17 protein-coding genes are annotated in these 18,817 nt (G+C 64.7%); 6 read left to right on the top strand and 11 right to left on the bottom strand.

The window, feature by feature from the left end; genetic code table 11:
• Positions 1-21: 21 nt before the first annotated feature.
• The 3 genes from QMF22_RS03895 to QMF22_RS03885 form a co-directional block, all read right to left on the bottom strand.
• Positions 22-357: an ArsR/SmtB family transcription factor gene (locus QMF22_RS03895; RefSeq protein WP_198412796.1), complete on the bottom strand. Its 336-nt coding sequence runs from the start codon at positions 355-357 to the stop codon at positions 22-24.
• A 51-nt stretch (positions 358-408) separates the two neighbouring features.
• Positions 409-1,266 (bottom strand): SGNH/GDSL hydrolase family protein, encoded by an 858-nt coding sequence (locus QMF22_RS03890; protein ID WP_283450556.1) that lies wholly within the window; start codon positions 1,264-1,266, stop codon positions 409-411.
• A 170-nt stretch (positions 1,267-1,436) separates the two neighbouring features.
• The gene (locus QMF22_RS03885; RefSeq protein ID WP_283450554.1) at positions 1,437-3,725 is read right to left on the bottom strand and encodes a polyribonucleotide nucleotidyltransferase; all 2,289 of its coding nucleotides are present in this window, start codon (positions 3,723-3,725) and stop codon (positions 1,437-1,439) included.
• 517 nt (positions 3,726-4,242) lie between these two features.
• Here QMF22_RS03885 and QMF22_RS03880 point away from each other — a divergent pair.
• Positions 4,243-5,319: a GAF domain-containing protein gene (locus tag QMF22_RS03880; RefSeq protein WP_283450552.1), complete on the top strand. Its 1,077-nt coding sequence runs from the start codon at positions 4,243-4,245 to the stop codon at positions 5,317-5,319.
• Here the strand turns inward: QMF22_RS03880 and QMF22_RS03875 are convergent.
• From QMF22_RS03875 to rpsO, 4 genes are all read right to left on the bottom strand, one after another.
• Positions 5,309-6,091 (bottom strand): hydroxypyruvate isomerase family protein, encoded by a 783-nt coding sequence (locus QMF22_RS03875; protein ID WP_283450550.1) that lies wholly within the window; start codon positions 6,089-6,091, stop codon positions 5,309-5,311. The genes QMF22_RS03880 and QMF22_RS03875 overlap by 11 nt on opposite strands.
• 20 nt (positions 6,092-6,111) lie before the next feature.
• Entirely contained in the window at positions 6,112-6,819 is a 708-nt protein-coding gene (locus tag QMF22_RS03870) for a substrate-binding domain-containing protein (RefSeq protein ID WP_283450548.1), read from the bottom strand.
• Between the two features lie 87 nt (positions 6,820-6,906).
• Positions 6,907-8,421 carry an amino acid permease gene (locus QMF22_RS03865; protein WP_283450546.1) on the bottom strand — a complete coding sequence of 505 codons (1,515 nt, stop codon included), beginning with the start codon at positions 8,419-8,421 and terminating at the stop codon, positions 6,907-6,909.
• A gap of 312 nt (positions 8,422-8,733) precedes the next feature.
• On the bottom strand, positions 8,734-9,003 hold the full coding sequence (gene rpsO, locus QMF22_RS03860) for a 30S ribosomal protein S15 (protein ID WP_092112143.1): 270 nt from the start codon (positions 9,001-9,003) through the stop codon (positions 8,734-8,736).
• A 206-nt stretch (positions 9,004-9,209) separates the two neighbouring features.
• Between rpsO and QMF22_RS03855 the strand changes: the two genes are divergently transcribed.
• Entirely contained in the window at positions 9,210-9,542 is a 333-nt protein-coding gene (locus QMF22_RS03855) for a DUF7882 family protein (RefSeq protein WP_283450537.1), read from the top strand.
• A gap of 1 nt (position 9,543) precedes the next feature.
• Here the strand turns inward: QMF22_RS03855 and QMF22_RS03850 are convergent, their stop codons facing one another.
• The 3 genes from QMF22_RS03850 to QMF22_RS03840 are packed head-to-tail and all read right to left on the bottom strand — an operon-like array spanning position 9,544 to position 14,538.
• A complete protein-coding gene (locus tag QMF22_RS03850; protein ID WP_283450535.1) occupies positions 9,544-12,426 on the bottom strand; it encodes an aminotransferase in 2,883 nt (960 codons plus the stop codon).
• 58 nt (positions 12,427-12,484) lie between these two features.
• Positions 12,485-13,594: an AI-2E family transporter gene (locus tag QMF22_RS03845; RefSeq protein ID WP_283450533.1), complete on the bottom strand. Its 1,110-nt coding sequence runs from the start codon at positions 13,592-13,594 to the stop codon at positions 12,485-12,487.
• Between the two features lie 59 nt (positions 13,595-13,653).
• The gene (locus tag QMF22_RS03840) at positions 13,654-14,538 is read right to left on the bottom strand and encodes an LLM class flavin-dependent oxidoreductase (protein WP_283450531.1); all 885 of its coding nucleotides are present in this window, start codon (positions 14,536-14,538) and stop codon (positions 13,654-13,656) included.
• A gap of 69 nt (positions 14,539-14,607) precedes the next feature.
• Between QMF22_RS03840 and QMF22_RS03835 the strand changes: the two genes are divergently transcribed.
• Together QMF22_RS03835 and QMF22_RS03830 are read left to right on the top strand one after the other, a co-directional pair.
• Positions 14,608-15,759: a M4 family metallopeptidase gene (locus QMF22_RS03835; RefSeq protein ID WP_283450529.1), complete on the top strand. Its 1,152-nt coding sequence runs from the start codon at positions 14,608-14,610 to the stop codon at positions 15,757-15,759.
• A gap of 9 nt (positions 15,760-15,768) precedes the next feature.
• Positions 15,769-16,035 (top strand): protealysin inhibitor emfourin, encoded by a 267-nt coding sequence (locus QMF22_RS03830; protein WP_283450527.1) that lies wholly within the window; start codon positions 15,769-15,771, stop codon positions 16,033-16,035.
• A gap of 44 nt (positions 16,036-16,079) precedes the next feature.
• On the opposite strand, the gene QMF22_RS03825 is transcribed toward QMF22_RS03830, so the two are convergent.
• Positions 16,080-17,831, bottom strand: coding sequence for a BCCT family transporter (locus QMF22_RS03825; RefSeq protein ID WP_283450524.1), 1,752 nt, complete (start codon positions 17,829-17,831; stop codon positions 16,080-16,082).
• 223 nt (positions 17,832-18,054) lie between these two features.
• Here QMF22_RS03825 and QMF22_RS03820 point away from each other — a divergent pair, with 223 nt between their 5' ends.
• Both QMF22_RS03820 and QMF22_RS03815 read left to right on the top strand, forming a co-directional pair.
• Positions 18,055-18,498: a pyridoxamine 5'-phosphate oxidase family protein gene (locus QMF22_RS03820; protein WP_283450522.1), complete on the top strand. Its 444-nt coding sequence runs from the start codon at positions 18,055-18,057 to the stop codon at positions 18,496-18,498.
• A 68-nt stretch (positions 18,499-18,566) separates the two neighbouring features.
• On the top strand, positions 18,567-18,812 hold the full coding sequence (locus QMF22_RS03815; RefSeq protein WP_283450754.1) for a DUF167 domain-containing protein: 246 nt from the start codon (positions 18,567-18,569) through the stop codon (positions 18,810-18,812).
• The last annotated feature ends 5 nt before the right edge of the window (positions 18,813-18,817 follow it).

The following is an 18,817-nucleotide window of genomic DNA, read 5'->3' as shown; positions in this document are numbered from 1 at the left end:
CGCTCGGACCCAAATCGGCAACTACTCCTGCTCGAGGTGGCGGAGCAGGGCGTGCGAGTCGGTGAGGTTGGCCAGCACCATGCGCTTGGCCGCGGCCAGCAGCTCAACCGCACTCGGGTCGCGCAGTGCATAGAAGATGGAGTTTCCCTCTCGGCGGGTGACAACGACGCCGGCCCGGCGCAGCACGCCGAGCTGCTGGGACAGGTTGGACAGCTCGCAGCCGAGTGCTTCAGCGAGTGACCCCACCGATCGCTCGCCGGCGACGAGCTGTTCCAGCACTTGCACGCGCAATGGATGCCCGAGTGACTTGAACAGGTCGGACTTCAATTGGGCGGCGGGCAAACCAGAAGACAACACAGGTTTAGTATATCGTTACCTTGTGATTCTTTCAACTAGATAGGGCCGCTCTCACGGGCGGCGCAGCACCCCTTCATTCACGAGGGCCCGCGCGTACCCGAGGCTGTTGCCGAGGACGTTCGGGTGGAAGTTGGCCGGTGCGAGCGGGTTCAGCGGATCAAACGCGAAGTACGGAACTCGCGACCCGATACCGTGCCCGGCGAATTCCTGGGAGGCATCAACGAAGCGGATGCGCGGTGTCGCCATCGCAGCAACGGATCCGGCTATTACCGTGTTCAGCGCGTCTGTGGCCCCATTGAGTACATCGCCCAGCGGAGAGAAGCCGGGCTTGAACTGGCGCGGGTAGCTCAAGACCGCGATCTTCGCCTTCGGCAGCGTTGCCGCCACGAGTCCGTAGGTCGCCACGAGTTTGGGGGCGAGGACACTTAATTGCGCGACGCTGTTGTTGATGGCACTGAGGCAGACCGGGCTGGCCGGGTCGGGAGCACATGCCGCCAACACCACGTTGGAGCCCGCGTCGATGCCGCCAACGGTGAGGGTGACCAGAGCGGTGCTCGGGCTGACTGCGAGAAGCTGGGCCGGGACATCCGCTGTGCTGGCACCGGAGCAGGCATTGTTCGACACGAGTCGATAGGGGCTGACGACTGCCGCGAAGATCGGGTAACTCGCCCGTTTGGAGCGCAGGCACGCGGTGCCGTCGAGCACGTACGGCGGGGCACCCTGACCCGAGGTGAATGAGTCGCCCAGGGCGACATAGCCGTGAGCGGATGCCGCAACCGGGGCTGCAGAACCGGAATTGGTCTCGGCCAGGGCCGGGGCGCTCACCGCCCCGGCGAGCAGGGCTCCCGTGATCACGGCGACGGCACCGAGGCGTGGCAGAAATCGGGATGCGAATCGTTGATTTGTCATGCCGCGACCGTAGACCCGGTCATCGGACCCGGCAAGGCGTGTCGACGACTCGGATTCGGGCGGCGCGCGCGAAAAGGCCCGCACTGCAAGCAGTGCGGGCCTTCCGTCTACCCGATGCGACCTGGCGAGAGGTGATCGGGAGATCTATTGGGGCAAACTAGACCGCGGTATTAAACCTCGACCGAAGCGTCGGCGCTGTCGGAGGCCGCAGCGCGACCTTCGGTGTCAGCGGCCTCTTCGAGTACCGGGGCGAGCGACAGCTTGCCACGGTCGTCGATCTTCGTGATTTCCACGAGAACCTTCTGGCCGACGCCGAGCACGTCTTCGACGTTCTCCACGCGCTTGCCACCAGCAAGTTTACGCACCTCAGAGATGTGCAGCAGACCATCCTTGCCCGGGAGCAGCGAAACGAAGGCACCGAACGCGGCGATCTTGACAACGGTTCCGAGGAACTGCTCGCCAACCTCGGGGTTGGTCGGGTTCGCGATGGCGTTGACCTGGGCGCGTGCGGCCTCGGCCGACGGTCCGTCGACGGCGCCGATGTACACGGTGCCGTCTTCCTCGATCGAGATGTCGGCACCGGTGGTGTCCTGGATCGAGTTGATCGTCTTGCCCTTCGGGCCGATCAGCTCGCCGATCTTGTCGACCGGGATCTGCACGCTGATGACGCGGGGCGCGGTCGGCGCCATCTCGTCGGGAGCGTCGATCGCCGCGTTCAGTACGGAGAGGATCGTGGTGCGGGCATCCTTCGCCTGCGTCAGCGCGCCGGCCAAAACCGAGGCGGGGATGCCGTCGAGCTTGGTGTCGAGCTGGATCGCGGTGATGAAGTCGCTCGTACCGGCAACCTTGAAGTCCATGTCGCCGAGGGCGTCTTCGGCGCCGAGGATGTCGGTCAGGGCCGCGTAACGGGTCTGACCGTCAACCGTGTCGCTGATCAGTCCCATAGCGATACCGGCGACCGGGGCGCGCAGCGGCACTCCGGCGTTTAGCAGCGACAGGGTGGAGGCGCAGACGGAACCCATCGAGGTGGATCCGTTGGAGCTGAGCGCCTCGGACACCTGGCGGATGGCGTAGGGGAATTCCTCACGCGTCGGCAGCACGGGAACCAGGGCACGCTCCGCGAGCGCTCCGTGGCCGATCTCGCGGCGCTTCGGCGTTCCGACCCGGCCGGTTTCACCGGTCGAGTAGGGCGGGAAGTTGTAGTTGTGCATGTAGCGCTTCTTGGTGACCGGGCTGAGCGAGTCGATGGACTGCTCGAGCTTCAGCATGTTCAAGGTAGTGACGCCCAGGATCTGGGTTTCGCCGCGCTGGAAGATGGCCGAACCGTGTACGCGCGGGATGACCGCAACCTCGGCGTCGAGCGGACGGATGTCTGCCAGCCCACGACCGTCGATGCGGATGCCCTCGTTGAGTACGCGTGAGCGCACAACGAGCTTGGTGACCGACCTGTAGGCCGCGTTGACCTGGTTGTTGGCGCTCGCGTCGAGCTCGCCAGCGTCGACCTTGGCCGCGATGGCGGTCTTGACGGATGCCTTGAGCGCGTCGTCAGCGTTCTGACGCTCGACCTTGTCGGCGATCGTGTAGACCGTCCCCAGCTGGTCGTAGGACAGCGCAGCGACGGCGTCGTAGGTGGCCGGCTGGTAGGGCGGGAACAGGGCGAAGTCGGCGGTCGGCTTGGCTGCGGCATCCGCCACCTGCTGCTGCGCGAAGACGAGCTGCTTGATGAAGGGCTTGGAGGCTTCGATGCCCTCTGCAACGACGGCTTCGTTCGGCGCGATGGCGCCGCCCTTGATCAGGTTCCAGGCGGCGTCCGTGGCTTCGGCCTCGATCATCATGATCGCGACGTCTTGCGCGCCGGCGGCATCCGTGACAACGCGGCCGGCGACGACCATGCTGAAGACGGCATCGTCGAGCTGCGAGTGCTTCGGGAAGGCAACCCACTGGCCGCCACCGTTCTCGTCGGGAATGAGGGCGACGCGAACGCCACCGATCGGTCCGGAGAACGGCAGGCCGGCGAGCTGAGTCGACATGGAGGCCGCGTTGATCGCGAGCACGTCGTACAGTTCGTCGGGCTCGATGGCCAGAACGGTGATGACAACCTGGATCTCGTTGCGGAGACCGTCGACGAACGACGGGCGCAACGGCCGGTCGATCAGACGGCAGGTGAGGATCGCGTCGGTCGAGGGACGACCTTCACGACGGAAGAAGCTGCCCGGGATGCGCCCGGCTGCGTACATACGCTCTTCAACGTCGATGGTGAGCGGGAAGAAGTCGAAGTTGTCCTTCGGCTGCTTGCTGACGCTCGTGGCGGAGAGCAGCATCGTCTCTTCGTCAATGTAGGCGGCGGCAGAACCCTGCGCCTGCTGGGCGAGACGGCCGGTTTCAAAACGGATGGTGCGCTTGCCGTACTTGCCGTTATCGATGACGGTCTCGGCGAACGTGATTTCTGGACCCTCCATGTGGGGGTTTTCTCCTTTAAGTTTGCTTCTCGCCATGCTGGCGACGAAGGCTCGCGTGCCCGTATGACAGACGAGTGGGACGAGGAGCCCGAACAGGCAAGACTAAGCCGCGTGTCAACATTTTCTGTATAAACACTGTCGCTTTGCTGGCCACCAGTAGAAATTCACCAGAAGCCGCGCGCCTCAAAAAAAACGCGATTCTGGGAAACCACCACCGAGGACCAGCTTCCTGCCAGCTGCGCTCCGGTTGCTCGGTCACTTCCGAAGAAGGACCGTATCCAGCTTATCAGACGCAGAATCAGCCCCGAACTGGTGCCACGAAGTCGGCGGGTGTAGGCGGAGTCTCGGGCAAAGTAATAGGGACTGAAATGAGAGTGGCGCGGTGCAGGGACTCAGACGACTGCTGGTTGTCGGGATCATGCGCGCGTGGATGAAACTGGCTCTGCAGGACAGTGAGTCTGTTCCACGCCCGACCGGACCGCCACAGGCCCACTCGCCAGGGACAAACAGCGATCGTGTGCTTATTCTCGGCGGCGGTCCCGCGGCCGGCTGGGGAGTCACGAGCCACGATCTGGCGCTGCCCGGATCGTTGGCCCGTGCACTATCGACTCGAACGGGCCGGGGCACGGATGTGACCCTGGTGGCCGACCCGTTTGGACTTCTCGACGAACTCCCGAATCTGCTCATTGGGCAGGATCTGAGCCGAATCAATGCGGTCGTCGTGTTTGTCGGCGTGAACGATGCCCTGAATCTCACCGCTGAAAAGGCATGGGAGCGAAACATGGGCCTCCTGCTCCGGGCCCTTGAACGGGAAACGTCCAACGAAACGTCCGTTTATGTGATGGACATCCAACCGATTCGATCAATCCCGGTTTTTGACAGCTTGCTCGGGTCCATCGCCAACGCGCACGCTCGTCGCTTGACCGCGCGCACGGAGCGCGTCTGCCGATCCATCCGACGAGCGGTCTATCTACCACTGATCGAGAAGACAATTCTGGTCTCCGCCCCGGTCTCGGGCCGGTATCGAAATTCGTCGGACTACCGACTGTGGGGGGAATTCCTGGCCGGCGAAATGGCCGCTCGACTCGATCTGGCCCACGACCGCCACGGGTCGAACATGGGCAGTCCGGTGCAGATCACAGCGCCGCCCGAAGTCGAAGCCGGTGTGGAATCATACGTGCGCGAGACCCGCTTTGATCCTATCCTCGCGTTGGCGCAACAGTCCTTCGGTACCGAGTCCGCGGCCTTCGTCCTTCGCGACCATTCCGGTTTGCGAGTGGTGGCCAGTGCTGGGGCCACGGGTGACAATCCGACGAGATCCGATTCGATGTCGGCGACGGTCGTTATCCAGCCGGGAGCACTCGTCGTGGGCGACACCGAGACAGACGAGCGTTTTCGCGGCAAACCCTACGTATTGGGTGCACCGTTCATGCGATTTTTCGCGGGTTTTCCGATCGAATCACCGTTGGGTGAACGAATCGGAGTTCTGTGCGTGTTCGACCCACAACCACGCAGTCGTGCGGATACTGACATCGTGCTCCTGCGGCAACTGGCCCTCATGATTCAGAACGAACTGCAGGCGATCAGATCGTAAAGGCATCACGCCAGGCCAGGCCAGCGACGGTCTCCTCGGCTGGCCGATACTCCAGACCGATCCATCCGTCATAACGAAGAAGGCGCAGTTCGGCAAAGAACGAATCCCAGCAGATCTCGCCGGTGCCCGGCTCAGTCCGGCTGGGCGGGTCGGCGATCTGCACGTGGGCAACGTGCTGAAAGAGATTGCGCAGGCGGCTGATCACATCGCCCTGCTGCACCTGGGCGTGGTAGACGTCATAGAGGATTCCGAGGGACTCGCTGCCGATGGCATCAACGACCGAAGCGGCCTGCTCAACGGACTCGAGCACGAATCCGGGAGCATCTCGCTGATTCAAAGCTTCGAGCACAAGGATGACGTCGGTCGACGCCGCCTGCTCGGCGGCCCAGGCCAGGTTGGTCACATAGGTCGCGAATGCGCGATCCCACCGCACACCCTCGGGGACGCGGCCGCCCATGACGTGGATGCGCGTCGCACCGAGACCGGTGGCGTATTCCAACGATCGGGAGATGCCAGCGCGAAATTCGCCGACCGAGTCAGGAACGCAGGCATAGCCGAACGTCGACGGTCCTGGCGTATTGATCAGCACCTGGTGCAACCCGGCGTCCGCCAGGCACCGGCGCAACTGCGCGAGTGGAAAGTCGTAGGGGTTCGCGTATTCCACGCCGGCGAAACCGGCCGCGGCCGCGGCATCGAAGCGTTCCAGAAACGGTCGTTCCGTGAAGAGCCATTTGAGGTTCGCATCCAGGCGCAGCGGAATGAGTTCGCGCATCGTTCGTTCTCCGTCGGCAGTTAAACGGCGCGAAGACCGCTGCGTTCGTAGGCGGCACGGGCGACGTCACCGTTCAAGAATTCCAGCAACGCCAGTGCCTCCGGCTTCGCCGCCGCGGTGCCTAGGGCTGCTGCGAATTCGGTGAGGTGCTGCACCTCGTCGGGGAATGGTCCGACAATGGCAATTCCGGGCACGAAAGCGAGCTCGCTGAGCTGCTGCACCGCGAGATCAGCACGGCCGTCACGGACGGCCACGCCGGTGAATCCCTTCGCGAGTGGCGTGGCTCTGGCATCCACTTCAGCGGCGATGCCGAGTCGCTCGATCAGTGTGCGAAAGTAAATGCCGCTCTGACCGGCTTGGGAGTAGGCGACCGAACGGGCGTTGCGCAGTGCGCTGGTGAGCGCCGGCACGGTCGAGATGTCGGGTTTGTCGGCACCGTCGGCCACTCCGATTCCGATGCCGGTCGTCACGAGGGGGACGACGGTTGATGGGTCGATGACACCGTCGGCCGCCAGACTCGCGAGAGCCGGGGTCGCGACAATGACAAGGTCCGGCCGCTCGCCAGCAGCGAAGCGGCGTTGCAGTTCGGTGGTGGGGTCGAAGTGGGCATCGATCGCTATGCCTGTTTCAGCAGTGAACGCGGCGAAGATTTCGGCTTCGAGGGCCTTCTGAGTCGCCAAGCCGCTGAACAGGACGACGCTTGATTTCGTGTCGATCGGGTTGCTCATGATAGACGTCCTGCCGTCGTTGGTGGATTTTCTGGCCGAGCGAGCACATATTGCTGACGCCCTCCAACTATAGGGGCACTTTATATCCTATAGCGGCTGTGAAGAGTCGACCGGAGGGTTGCGAGCGGCGGCACGCTGCTTGATCCCGAGCACGGAGTGGCTGCGTCCGTAAGCGAAGTACACGATGAAGCCCACGACCAACCACACCGCGAAACGCACCCAGGTGAGGGTCGTGAGGTTCAGCATCAGCCACATGCACAGCACGGCCGAGAGAATCGGGAGCACCGGCGAGAACGGTACCTTGAAGGCACGCGGCAGGTCGGGGCGCTTCTTTCTCAACACAACCACCGCGATGCTGACCAGCACGAATGCCGACAGGGTCCCGATATTGATCATTTCTTCGAGCACGCCCACGTCGGTCAGGCCGGCGATCACGGCGACGGCGGCGCCGGAGATAATTTGAATGCGCGCCGGAGTGCGGCGTTTCTCGCTCGTCACGCTCAGCCAGCGCGGGAGCAGGCCGTCGCGACTCATCGCGAACAGCACGCGGGAAAGGCCGAGCAACAGCACCATGATCACCGTCGTGAGACCGACCAGAATTCCGATCGAGATGATCTGGGCAGCCCAGCCGGCGCCGACTGCGACGAAGGCCGTGGCGAGGGATGCCTTCGGATCGTCGGCCAGCACCGTGTACGGCACCATGCCGGTGAGCACGAGGCTCACACCGAGGTAGAGCACCGTGACGATGGCGAGCCCGGCGAAGATGCCACGAGGCAGGGTTTTCTGCGGGTTCTTGACCTCTTCGGCGCTCGTGGCCACGACGTCGAAACCGATGAACGCGAAGAACACCAGGGACGCACCGGCGAGCAGGCCGAAGAGGCCGTACTGGGCGGGAGCTGCACCGGTCATGAAGGAGAACAACGACTGCATCCAAACATCACCCTCGCCGCCCGTCGTTGGCACCTCGGCCGGAATAAACGGAGAGTAATTCGCCGTGTTAATGAAGAATGCGCCGACGATGATGACGAAGACGACGATGGCGACCTTGATGATCGTGAATACGCTCGCGACCCGGGCCGACAACTGGGTGCCGAGCACGAGCAGCGTGGTGAAGATCGCGACGATGACGAAGGCGCCCCAGCTCACGTCGAGGCCGAGCAGGCTGATCGTGGAGGGGACGTTCCAGCCGGCCAAGTCGAAGACCGTGCTCAGGTAGATTCCCCAGTATTTGGCGATCACGGCGGCCGCGGTGAGCATCTCCAGGATGAGATCCCAGCCGATGATCCAGGCCAGCAACTCTCCGAGGGTGGCGTAGGTGAAGGTGTAGGCGGAGCCGGCGACGGGCACGGCCGAGGCGAATTCGGCGTAGCACATGATCGCCAGCGCGCAGGTGAACGCCGCCAGCAGAAAGGCAAGAGTGACCGACGGCCCGGCGTAGCTGCCGGCGGCCTTGGCGCCGACCGAGAAGATTCCCGCTCCAACGGCCACGGCGACACCCATGATCATGAGGTCCCAGGTACCGAGGGTGCGTTTGAGGCTGTGGCCCTTCTCCAGCGAGTCCGCTATCGAATCTTCAATACTCTTGGTGCGCCAGAGACTCATACGTCGTGGTATCCGTTCGTTATTGCCAACCCCTCATGCTAGCAACCCCGTTCTATCCCCCGTTTGGTGCCTAAATGCGGCGGGCAGGACGGCATCCGCTCTGGTGCGCGCCTCGCGAGGGCAAAGCGGATCCGACACCACCAGCTCCAGATTGGCCAGTGGCCCGGCGGCGGGCATGTCACGAGCCGTTCGACGTGGCGTCGCGCCGCCTGCGGGCACGCAGAACGGGCCGCCACCCGAAGGTGACGGCCCGTTCTGAAGAAGTTCGCGTTGTCAACGCTGCGCTGCTTTCTGCAAGTGAATTACAGAACGTTAGCGACGCAGGCCGAGACTGCCGATCAGTGTGCGGTACCGAGTGATGTCGATGTCCGACAGATAACCGAGCAGACGGCGACGCTGACCAACCATGAGAAGCAGGCCACGACGTGAGTGGTGGTCATGCTTGTGCTCTTTCAGGTGCTCCGTGAGGTCGAGAATGCGCTGCGTCAGCATTGCAATCTGAACTTCCGGGGACCCGGTGTCGCCTGGGTGGGTAGCGTACTTTTCGATGATCGCCTTCTTAGCATCTGGTTCGAGTGCCATAAAGTGGGATCCCCTTTCTCTCACTGCGCGGTGCCCTTGGCTGAATGCCTGAGCTCTCTTTATCCGCGGCCGTTGAACGGCAACCTACATACTTTAGCAGAGTGGGCGGCCGACGCGGTGACGCTGGGGGAATTGGCGTCCAGGAGCCGGTCTGTCCCCTCCCCCGGCTACCGCTACAGTGGTGGAATAATCGAGGAGGTGCACGTATGGGTACATTGCTTTACGGCAATCCGGGCATCGTGATCACCTTCGACGATCGCGCCCTCATGCACTTGCAGATCGTGATCAGCACCAAGCTGCGCCGACGTGAAAGTTTTGTGTTCACCTGGACCGATTCCGCCGACGTCGGCAGCGGCCGGAGCGCGATCTGGCTCGACCCCACGAGCACGCTCTACTACCGGTATTTCGGCAGTCGAATCCCGTCGATCAATCGGGACTGGATCGAAGCGCTCATGCTCTCGGCCAACAGTGCCGGTGGCCTGGTCTTCATCGCCGAGCCCGAGCCGACTCCACCCCTCCCCGCGAAAACGCGCCGCTAGGTCAGCCCGCCAGCTGCTCGAGCACGTCTTCGAGCGCGTGCAGAAAATGGTCGGCGCTGGCGACGGTGAGGCAGAGCGGCGGCTTGATCTTGAGCACGTTCTTGAAGTCGCCGGTGGGCTGCACGATGACGCCCCGCAGCAGCAGTTCGTCGCAGAGCCGGGCGGCCACAGCGGTGGCCGGAGTGAAATCGGCCCGGTCGAGCACCAGTTCGACGCCGAGGTAGAGCCCCATGCCGTAGACCGCGCCGACCAGGTCGAACCGCTCGCCGAGCTGTTCCAGTCCCTGCTTGAGGTGCCCGCCGACGACCTCGGCATTGCCTTGCAGGCCCTCATCGCGCATGATATCGAGCACGGTCAGACCGATGCGGCAACTGAGCGGGCTGCCGCCAGCCGAGGAGAAGAATGGTCCCTCCTGGGCGAAGCGATCGGCTATGTCGCGGCGGGTGATGACCGCGCCGAGCGGATGCCCGTTGCCCATCGCCTTCGCGATGGTGACGATGTCGGGAACCACGTTCTGCTGTTCAGTACCCCAGAAGTGCCGGCCGAGGCGCGCGTAGCTCACCTGGACCTCGTCGGCGATGCACAGCCCGCCGCGTGCACGCACCTTCTCGTAGACACCGGTCAGGTAGCCGTCGGGCAGCAGCACACCCCCGGCGTTGCCGAACACCGGCTCGGCGATGAACGCGGCGACCGTGCGTCCCTCGTCGGCGAGGTCCCGCAGGTCGCCATCGAGGTCATCCAGGTACTGCGGCGCCGATTGCATACCCCGATACTTGCCGCGCACGGCGTTGGGCGCCTCGACCAGATGCACCCAGTTCGGCCGGCTCTGAAGGGCCCTGGGATTGTCGGCGACCGAGGAGGAGACGGCATCCGCTGCCATCGACCAACCGTGGTACGCCTCCCGCACCGAGAGTACGGTGTCATGGCCGGTGTACGTGAGCGCCAGGCGCAGGGCGAGGTCGACGGCCTCGGTGCCGCTGTTGACCAGAAAGACGGTGTCGAGCGGGGCCGGCGCGAGCTGGGCAAGTCGTTCGGTGAAACGCACGAGCTCGTCGTAGTGAAAACGCGAGTTGGTGTTCAGCAGCGACCACTGGCTTCGGGCGGCTTCGGCAATGCGCGGGTGTCCGTGGCCGACGGTCGTGACATTGTTGACCATGTCGACGTAGCTCTGCCCGTGCGTGTTGATGAGGTGGTGCTTCCAGCCGCGCTCGATCTGCGGCGGGGCCGCGTAGTAGTGCTCCTGCACACGCGCGAACGACGCATCACGGCGCTCAAGCAACGCCGCCGGGTCGGCGAGTGGTCGGGCCGTCTCCAGCCCGATCAAGGCTGAGGAGTCAGGGCAGACCCGCTGCCACAGCGCCGCGCCCGAGGGTGCAGCGAAAAACGGCGGGTGGATGCCGCGCAGCCGGCTGGCTTGCACGGTCACCCGGGCGCCGGTCGTTCCGAGGTCGGATCCGGCCTGAATCCGCTGGCCATCGAGCCCTCCCCCGTGAACCCCGGTCAGCCACAGGTCGTAGTCCGCGCCCTCGAGCCGCACGGTGTCGGCATCCACCACCACCACGGTCCCGTCGATCGGCGCTGTCACCGGACTGCCGACCGGCAGATACATCTCGATCCCGAGGGCCAGGGTGACCGACTCCTCGGCCGTGTCGATGCGGGTTTGCGACAGGCGATACTCGCCGTAGCGGGTGACGGCATGGCCTGAGCGGTCGACGGCATCCGCTGCCACCCGCCCGTCGATGCCGGGTTCGAGCCAGACTCCGGCGTCGAACGCTGCGCTGGTGACCGACAGATCGATGATCGCACGCGAGTCGAGCAGTCCGGCCAGGGGATGATCGGTGGCCACGATCAGCGACGGCTCGCCGGCCGCCACAAAGCGAATGAGGGCCTCGAGTTCAGTGCCGTTCTGCTCCGCCGCCGTGGCGAACGCGAGCCACTCGCGCGCGCGGTTGGTGTCGGCATAGTCGTTGTCGTGATCGAGGTACACCTGCTGCTCGCCGCTCACCACGAGCACCGCGGCGCGCAGCACGATCAGCGGCCAGAGGGCGGCGAGTTCGGTGTCGGACAGCGGTACCCGCTGGGTGAATGCCTCGATTGCGTCGAGGACGGCGAGCGGATGCCGCGGGCTGCGATACAGCACGCAGGCGCAGGTCGCGGCCAGTTCGGCGACGAGCCAGCCCTGGGCCACATCACCGAAGTCGATCACTCCGGTGATCGTCTCGGCATCAGGTCGGCTGACCACGTTGTCGTCGGTCAGGTCACCGTGGATGGTCTGCACGCGCAGGTCGGCCGCGACGCGGTCGAGCTGCTGCCGTGCGGCGTCGGTGACGGTGCGGATCCGTTCGCGGCGCACGTCGTCGTCAACGTAGCCAAGGAGGGTATCGATGACCGCCCCGCCACGCCGCAGATCCCACTGCGAGAAGCGGTCCGTCCCCGGGTGCTCGAAGTCGGCCAGGCCCTGTGCCAAACGCCCGGCCACGTCACCAAGCGCGCAAATCTGCCCGACCGACAGGCGCACGGCGTCGGTCAGCGGATGCCCGTCGACGTAGGTCAGCAGGCGCAGGTCGAGGTTCTGCCCGTCTATCGTGACGCGCTGAAGCTCGCCTCCGTCGATCCCGGCGATCGCAGCGGGCAGGTCGAGGTCCAGGTTGGCGAGGTGCCTCAGCGCGGCGTTCTGGGCCTCGAGCTCCAGCGTCGTGATGGCGGGGTTGGAAACTTTGAGAACGAGCGAGCCGGCATCCGTTTCGATCCGAAAATTGCGATCCTGATTGCTGCCGAGCTCGGTGACAACGCCCGATACTCCGAACCGGTCTCGAGCCAGCTCGGTCGCATGCTCGGGCGTCAGGCGCGGGCGCGGCAGGTGAAATGGGCTCTGCTCGGTCATGGTTCTCCAGTCACGCAGGGGGGCAGCGATGGCACGAGCAGTGTTGAACGGATGCCGGTCAGCGCTTTCGCACGCGACGCTTCGGCGGGATGGCGCGCGGGGCATCCGGAGTGTTCCAGGCCTTGGCGATGGCCCAGGCGACGGCCGCGATCGGCACCGAGAGCACTGCGCCGACAATGCCGCCGAGAATGGTTCCGGCGGTCAACCCGACCAGAATGACCAGCGGATGCAGCTTGAGCGACTGCGCCATCACGACCGGCTGCAGAAAATTACCCTCGAGCTGGTTGACAGCGATCACAATGATGATGACGATGAGCGCGACGCCCGGCCCACTCGCGACGAGGGCCACCAGGGCGGCGAGCACGCCGGCCGCGGTCGCGCCGATCAGCGGAATGAACGCGCCGAGGAAGACGATGACCGCCAACGGCAGAGCCAATGGAACCTGCAAAACGGCCAGGCCGATACCGATCGCCGTGGCATCGACAGCGGCGACGATGGCCGTGCCGCGCACGTAGCCGCCGAGCACGCGCAGCGAGGTGTGGCCGATGCGGCGTCCACGGGCGAGGCGCTCACCCTTGAACGGCGTCAGGAAGAAGTTCCAGATCTGGCCGCCGTCCTTGAGGAAGAAGAACAGAATGACCACGAGCAGCACCGCGCCGGTGATCAGTTCGAAGACAGCGGATGCGCCGGCGAGCGCCCCGGTGCCGAACTGGCTACTGGTGAGAAAGTCCACGACGGCGGTGCGGGCGTCGTCTATCTGCTTCTCGTCGACCTGAATCGGTCCATCGGTCAAGAGCTGCTGCAGATGGTCGATACCCTGCGAAGCCGAGGAGAACAGCTCGTTCCACTGGTCGCGCACCGCGAGAACGATGAGCGTGATGATTCCGCCGAAGACGACGATGCCGCCGAGCAGGGTGATCCAGGTGGCCAGGATGGCGGCGACTCCACGCTTGCGTAGCCCGTTGATGACCGGACTCAGCGCCGAGGCGAGGATGATCGCGATCAAAACCGGGATGACGACGAGCTTCAGCTGCACCAGGCCGAAGATGACCACGGAGGCCAGCAGGATGACAAGCAGAATCTGGCCGCTGCGCAGGCCGAGCCAGCCGAGCCGATCAGTCAGCGGGGTGCGGGGAACCAGGGGCGTGGGGTCGTCTTGTGCTCGCATGAACCCAGCCTAGACATCCGCTGGCCGGAAACCCCGATCGACCGGCCTCTTTGGCCGATTCAGCTCAGGGTTGCCGCGACCGTATCGAGGATGGATTCGTCGCCAGCGTAGATGCCGTGCTCGCGCGGCCAATGGCTGATCACGTCGGTGAAACCGAGTTCGGCGGCCCGGCCGACGGCATCCTCAAACGCGTTCATGCTCTGCAAGGAATATGTTCCGCCGCTGTCGAGCGAGAGGTACCGGTCGATCGTGGCCGGGTCGCGGGCGGCGCCTCTGACGACGTCGTCGAGTCGGTCGGAGAGGCCGCGCAGGCCCTCCCACCAGCTCTCCCCCTCGGCACCGTCTGGCCCGGTGGTCACCCAGCCCTGCCCGAACCGGCTGACCAGACCAAGGCCCTTCGGCCCGTTGGCGGCGATCAGGAACGGTACTCGCGCCCGGTCAGAGAAGCCCGGTGTCACCATGCGAGCATTCTTGGCGGTGAACCACTCGCCGGCGAAACTGATTCCGCCAGTGGAGCCCACCTCCTCGCCGCGCAACAGCAGGTCGAGGCCCGTGACGAATTCGGCGAAGCGTTCGTGGCGTTCACGCGGGGTGTACTCCGGCTGGCCGAGCACGCTCGCGTCGAAGCCGGTGCCGCCCGACCCGATGCCGAGCAGAAACCGCCCGCCCGAGACGTCGTCGACCGTCGCGACATCCTTGGCGAACGGCACCGGATGCCGAAAATTCGGCGACGAGACAAAGGTCCCCAGTGCTATCCGTTCGGTCACGGCCGCAGCGGCGGTGAGGGTGGGGATGGTCGCGCTCCACGGCTCGTCAGCGAGCGAGCGCCAGGACAGATGGTCGTAGGTGAAGGCGTGGTCGAAGCCATACTGCTCGGCGCCGAGCCATTTTCTGCGGGCTACCGGCCACGGGTCCTGGGGAAGGATGACGATTCCAAAGCGCATGAGGCGAGTCTATTCAGCGTGACCAAGACGCGCGGTTGCAATGTCGGCGGCCGGTGCCAGACTCTGCACATGGACACTCGCGAGCTCCACACCCCGTGCACGATCGTTCCGCCCTACCTGCTGGTTCGGCTGGCGAAACTTGATGATCCCCGATTTGCGCAGGCCGCGGCGGCCGCCCGGGCTTCGCTGCTGCGGGACTCCCAGATTCGCGAGTTACGAGGCGGGGCGCATCCGTTTCCCTACTCGGGGGCTCGCCCGCTGCCGGCCCGAACCCCCGGAGAGTCTGACCGCACCATTTCGGATGCCGGGGGCCAGGAACGCCTGCCCGGTCGCCGGGTGCGTGCCGAGGGTGCGCCTGCCGGCAGCGACCAGGCCGTGAACGAGGCCTACGACGGGCTCGGTGCCACCCAGAACCTGTTCTGGACGCAGTTCGGCCGCGACAGCATCGACGGTAATGGACTGCCGATGGACGCGACCGTGCACTACGGCAAGCAGTACGACAACGCCTTCTGGGATGGCGAACGCATGGTGTTCGGCGATGGTGACGGTCAGGTTTTCACCCGCTTCACGATTTCGCCCAGTGTGATCGGGCACGAGCTCACCCACGGTGTCACCCAGTTCACCGCCAACCTCAACTACCAGGGCCAGTCGGGGGCAATCAACGAGTCCATCTCCGACGTGTTCGGTGCCCTGGTCGAGCAGCATCTGAAGAACCAGTCGACGGCTGAGGCCAGCTGGTTGATCGGCGAAGGGCTGTTCACGGACCAAGTCGAGGGCGTAGCCCTGCGTTCGATGAAAGCGCCAGGCACTGCATACAACGACGATGTGCTCGGCAAAGATCCACAGCCAGACACCATGGCCGGGTACGTCGAAACCGAGGACGACAACGGTGGTGTGCACCTCAATTCGGGCATACCGAATCGCGCGTTCTACCTGGTCGCCGATGCCCTCGGCGGCAACGCCTGGGAGACGCCGGGCCACATTTGGTACGACACGCTCACCGGCGGTGCGCTGACCAGCACGAGCGATTTCGCGGCGTTCGCCGCGGCCACGACCGATACCGCGGCTCGGCTCTACGGCACTGGCGGCGCCGCCCACGACGCGGTGATGCGCGCTTGGGCGACGGTGGGCGTGGTGGCAGCGATTCCGTCGCCGGTTCCCCAGCAACCGGCCCCGCCAGCGCCCCCGAGCCGGCCAGGCGTACCCCCGCCACCGGAGTAGCATCGCGGTATGAAAGTCATCGTCTCCCGCAGCGGCGGGATGGCGGGAATCCGCCTGACCTGGGAAGTACGAGTTGAAGAACAGCCCGACCCGAACACCTGGGCGGAGTTCCTGAACTCCCTGCCCTGGGATGACGTCACCGACAGCGAGGCCACCCCCGACAGGTTCGCGTACCGTATTCGGTGCGCACCGCACGAAGTGGTGCTCGCCGAACCCCAGGTTAACGGGCCGTGGCGCGATCTGGTCAACCGGGTCAGAGCCGCCAACGGCATGTAGCAGCCCTGTCCCGTCGCAAACCCTGGCCCCGGTGAGTGCTGCGATTAGGCCTTCGGGCGACGGCCCCAGCGTGGTCGGTGAGCCGGATCGTCGGTCAGCGCTGCCTCGATGTGGCCGTCGACCTGATCGCCGAAGTGGTCGTCGAAGTTCTCCTCGAGATGCGCGGTGACGGTCTTACCGATGCGGCGGGCCATCTCCTCCCGGCGCTGGCGGCGTTCGGCAGCCACCAGAACCTCGTGCTCGATTCGGAACGCCTTGTAGGTGGCGATACACATACCGATCATGACTATGCTCACCGGAATGGCGGTCAGAATCGCGCCGGTCTGCAGAGCGGCCAGTCCGCCGGCCAGCAGCAGGGCGATGGCCACGAGCCCGCCGAGCCCGGCCCACATGATGCGGCTCCACTTGGGCGGATTGGTGTCTCCGCCGGAGGCCAGCATGTCGATCACGAGCGAACCCGAGTCGGCCGAGGTGATGAAGAAGATCGCAATGACGATCACCGCGAGCACCGACAGGATCACGCCGAACGGCAGGGTACCCAACAGGTTGAACAGCACGTTCTCGGGCACGATGCCCACTTCGGGGTCGAAGAGACCGCCGCCGTCGCCTTCCCAGGCCTGACGGATAGCACTGCCGCCCATCACGGCGAACCAGATGAATGTCACGAAAGTGGGAACGAGGAGCACTCCGGCGATGAACTGTCGAACGGTGCGGCCACGAGAGATACGTGCGATGAACACGCCCACGAACGGGGCCCAGGAGATCCACCAGCCCCAGTAGAAGACGGTCCAGCCGCCCTGCCAGTCGAGACCGGCCTGACCGGTGTATGCGCTGGTCGCGAAGGTGAGACCGACGACATCCTGGAAGTAGCCGCCGAGGGACTGCACGAGAACGCGCAGCAGGTACATCGTCGGGCCGAGCAACAGCACGGCGACGAGCAGCAGTCCGGCCATGCTGAGGTTGATGTTGGAGAGCCATTTGATGCCCTTGCCGACACCGCTGACGACCGAGGCCGTCGCGACGATGGTGATGACCACGATGAGGATCACCAGCAGCGTGTTGGTGACGTCGCCGACGACTCCGAGATAGCTCAGGCCTGCCGCGATCTGCTGCACGCCGAGGCCGAGCGAGGTCGCGACACCGAACAGGGTGCCGACGATGGCGATCACGTCGATCACGTCGCCGAGTCGTCCCTTCACCCGGCGTGTGCCGAGCAGCGGTTCCAGCGCCCAGCGGATGGATACCGGGCGGCCCTTGCGGTGGATCGAATAGGCCAACGAGAGACCGACGACGGCGTAGATGGCCCAGGCGTGGAATCCCCAGTGCAGGAAGGTCTGCGACATGGCCGCAGAGGCGAGCTCGGCGCTGTCGCCCTCGACGCTCGGCTTCGGGTTGGTGAAGAAGGTCAGCGGCTCGGAGGCACCCCAGAAGACTAGGCCGATTCCCATGCCGGCGGCAAAGAGCATCGAGAACCAGCTTATGATGCCGAACTCGGGTTCGTCGTCGTCCTTGCCGAGCTTGATGTCGCCGAAGCGGCTGAGGCCCATCCAGATGGCGAACACGACGAAGGCCGCCACGATGATGACGTAGTACGGGCCGAGGCCGGCGACAACCCAACCCTGCAGCAGGGCGAGAACGCTGCCAGTGCGCACCGGAAAGGCGATGGCGATCACAACAACGGCCAGAATGATGCCGAGCGCCGGATAGAAAACCCGAGGTGCTGCGACAACGAAGCGACGGGATTTGGGTGGACTGCTGTTCGGCGTTTTCGCCGGTACTTCGGGTAGTGCACTCACGGTGGAACTTTCTCAAAGAAATAGTTTGCGGCGCACGGCAATTTCACTGTGGACCAAGTCGCTCTGGCGCCGACAGGTGCCTGCCCCGCTGGGCAAATTTCCAGCTTACAGGTAAACCACCCCGCGTTGGGGGGCAATATGTTTTCGGTGCCAGTTTGCCTGCCAACGTGCAAAACGCGATTCTCCCGCTCGCCCTGAGGCTCGGGGCGTGTGACGATGGACCATGACTTTCAACGACGTGAACGCGGCTGCATCGGCCGTGCAGAATCTCAGCGAAGAGGAATGCTGGAATGCCCTGCTGTCGGCCAGTCTGGGCCGCCTCGCCGTGGCCGTCGGTGGCATCCCGGATATTTTTCCGGTCAATTTTGTGGCCGCCGACCGGCATCTGCTGTTTCGCACCGCGTCGGGCACCAAACTGATCGAGCTCACGGTCAACAACCGAGTCGCGTTCGAAACGGATGGCGTGGGTCGCAACGACGCGTGGAGCGTCGTCGTGCACGGGACAGCCAGAGCGCTCGATACCCAGCGGGAGATCGACGACGCCGCCGCCCTACCGTTGCGGCCGTTGATCCCCACGGTCAAGCCGGTGTTCGTCGAGATCGTGCCGGAGTCGATCACCGGACGACGTTTTCTACTCGGCCCGGAGCCAACGACGGCTTTGCTCTGACCTCAGCACGCTAGCGTTGTAGAGCGCCCTTCACCACGAACCGGGCAAACAGGAGTGCCGTGCCCGCCATGCTCGATCTCACGGTGCACGTGAAGCCCGGCAGTCGGAAGGGTCCGCTCGTGGTGGACGATCCGGAGAGCGCGCCGGAACACGCATCCGTTACGGTCTTTCTTCAGCAGCGTGCCGTGGAGGGCGCCGCGAACGACGCCCTCGTGGCTCTGCTGGCCAAGCACTTCAAGGTGGCTAAACGCGACGTTAGCATCATCCGCGGTCACACCTCGAAGATCAAACACCTGCGTATCGACCGGTCATAGCAGGG

The organism is Cryobacterium sp. PH31-L1, from assembly GCF_030063145.1.
Taxonomy (GTDB): domain Bacteria; phylum Actinomycetota; class Actinomycetes; order Actinomycetales; family Microbacteriaceae; genus Cryobacterium.
Note: the sequence above shows the minus strand (reverse complement) of the source record. Positions and strands in the feature narration are given on the sequence as shown.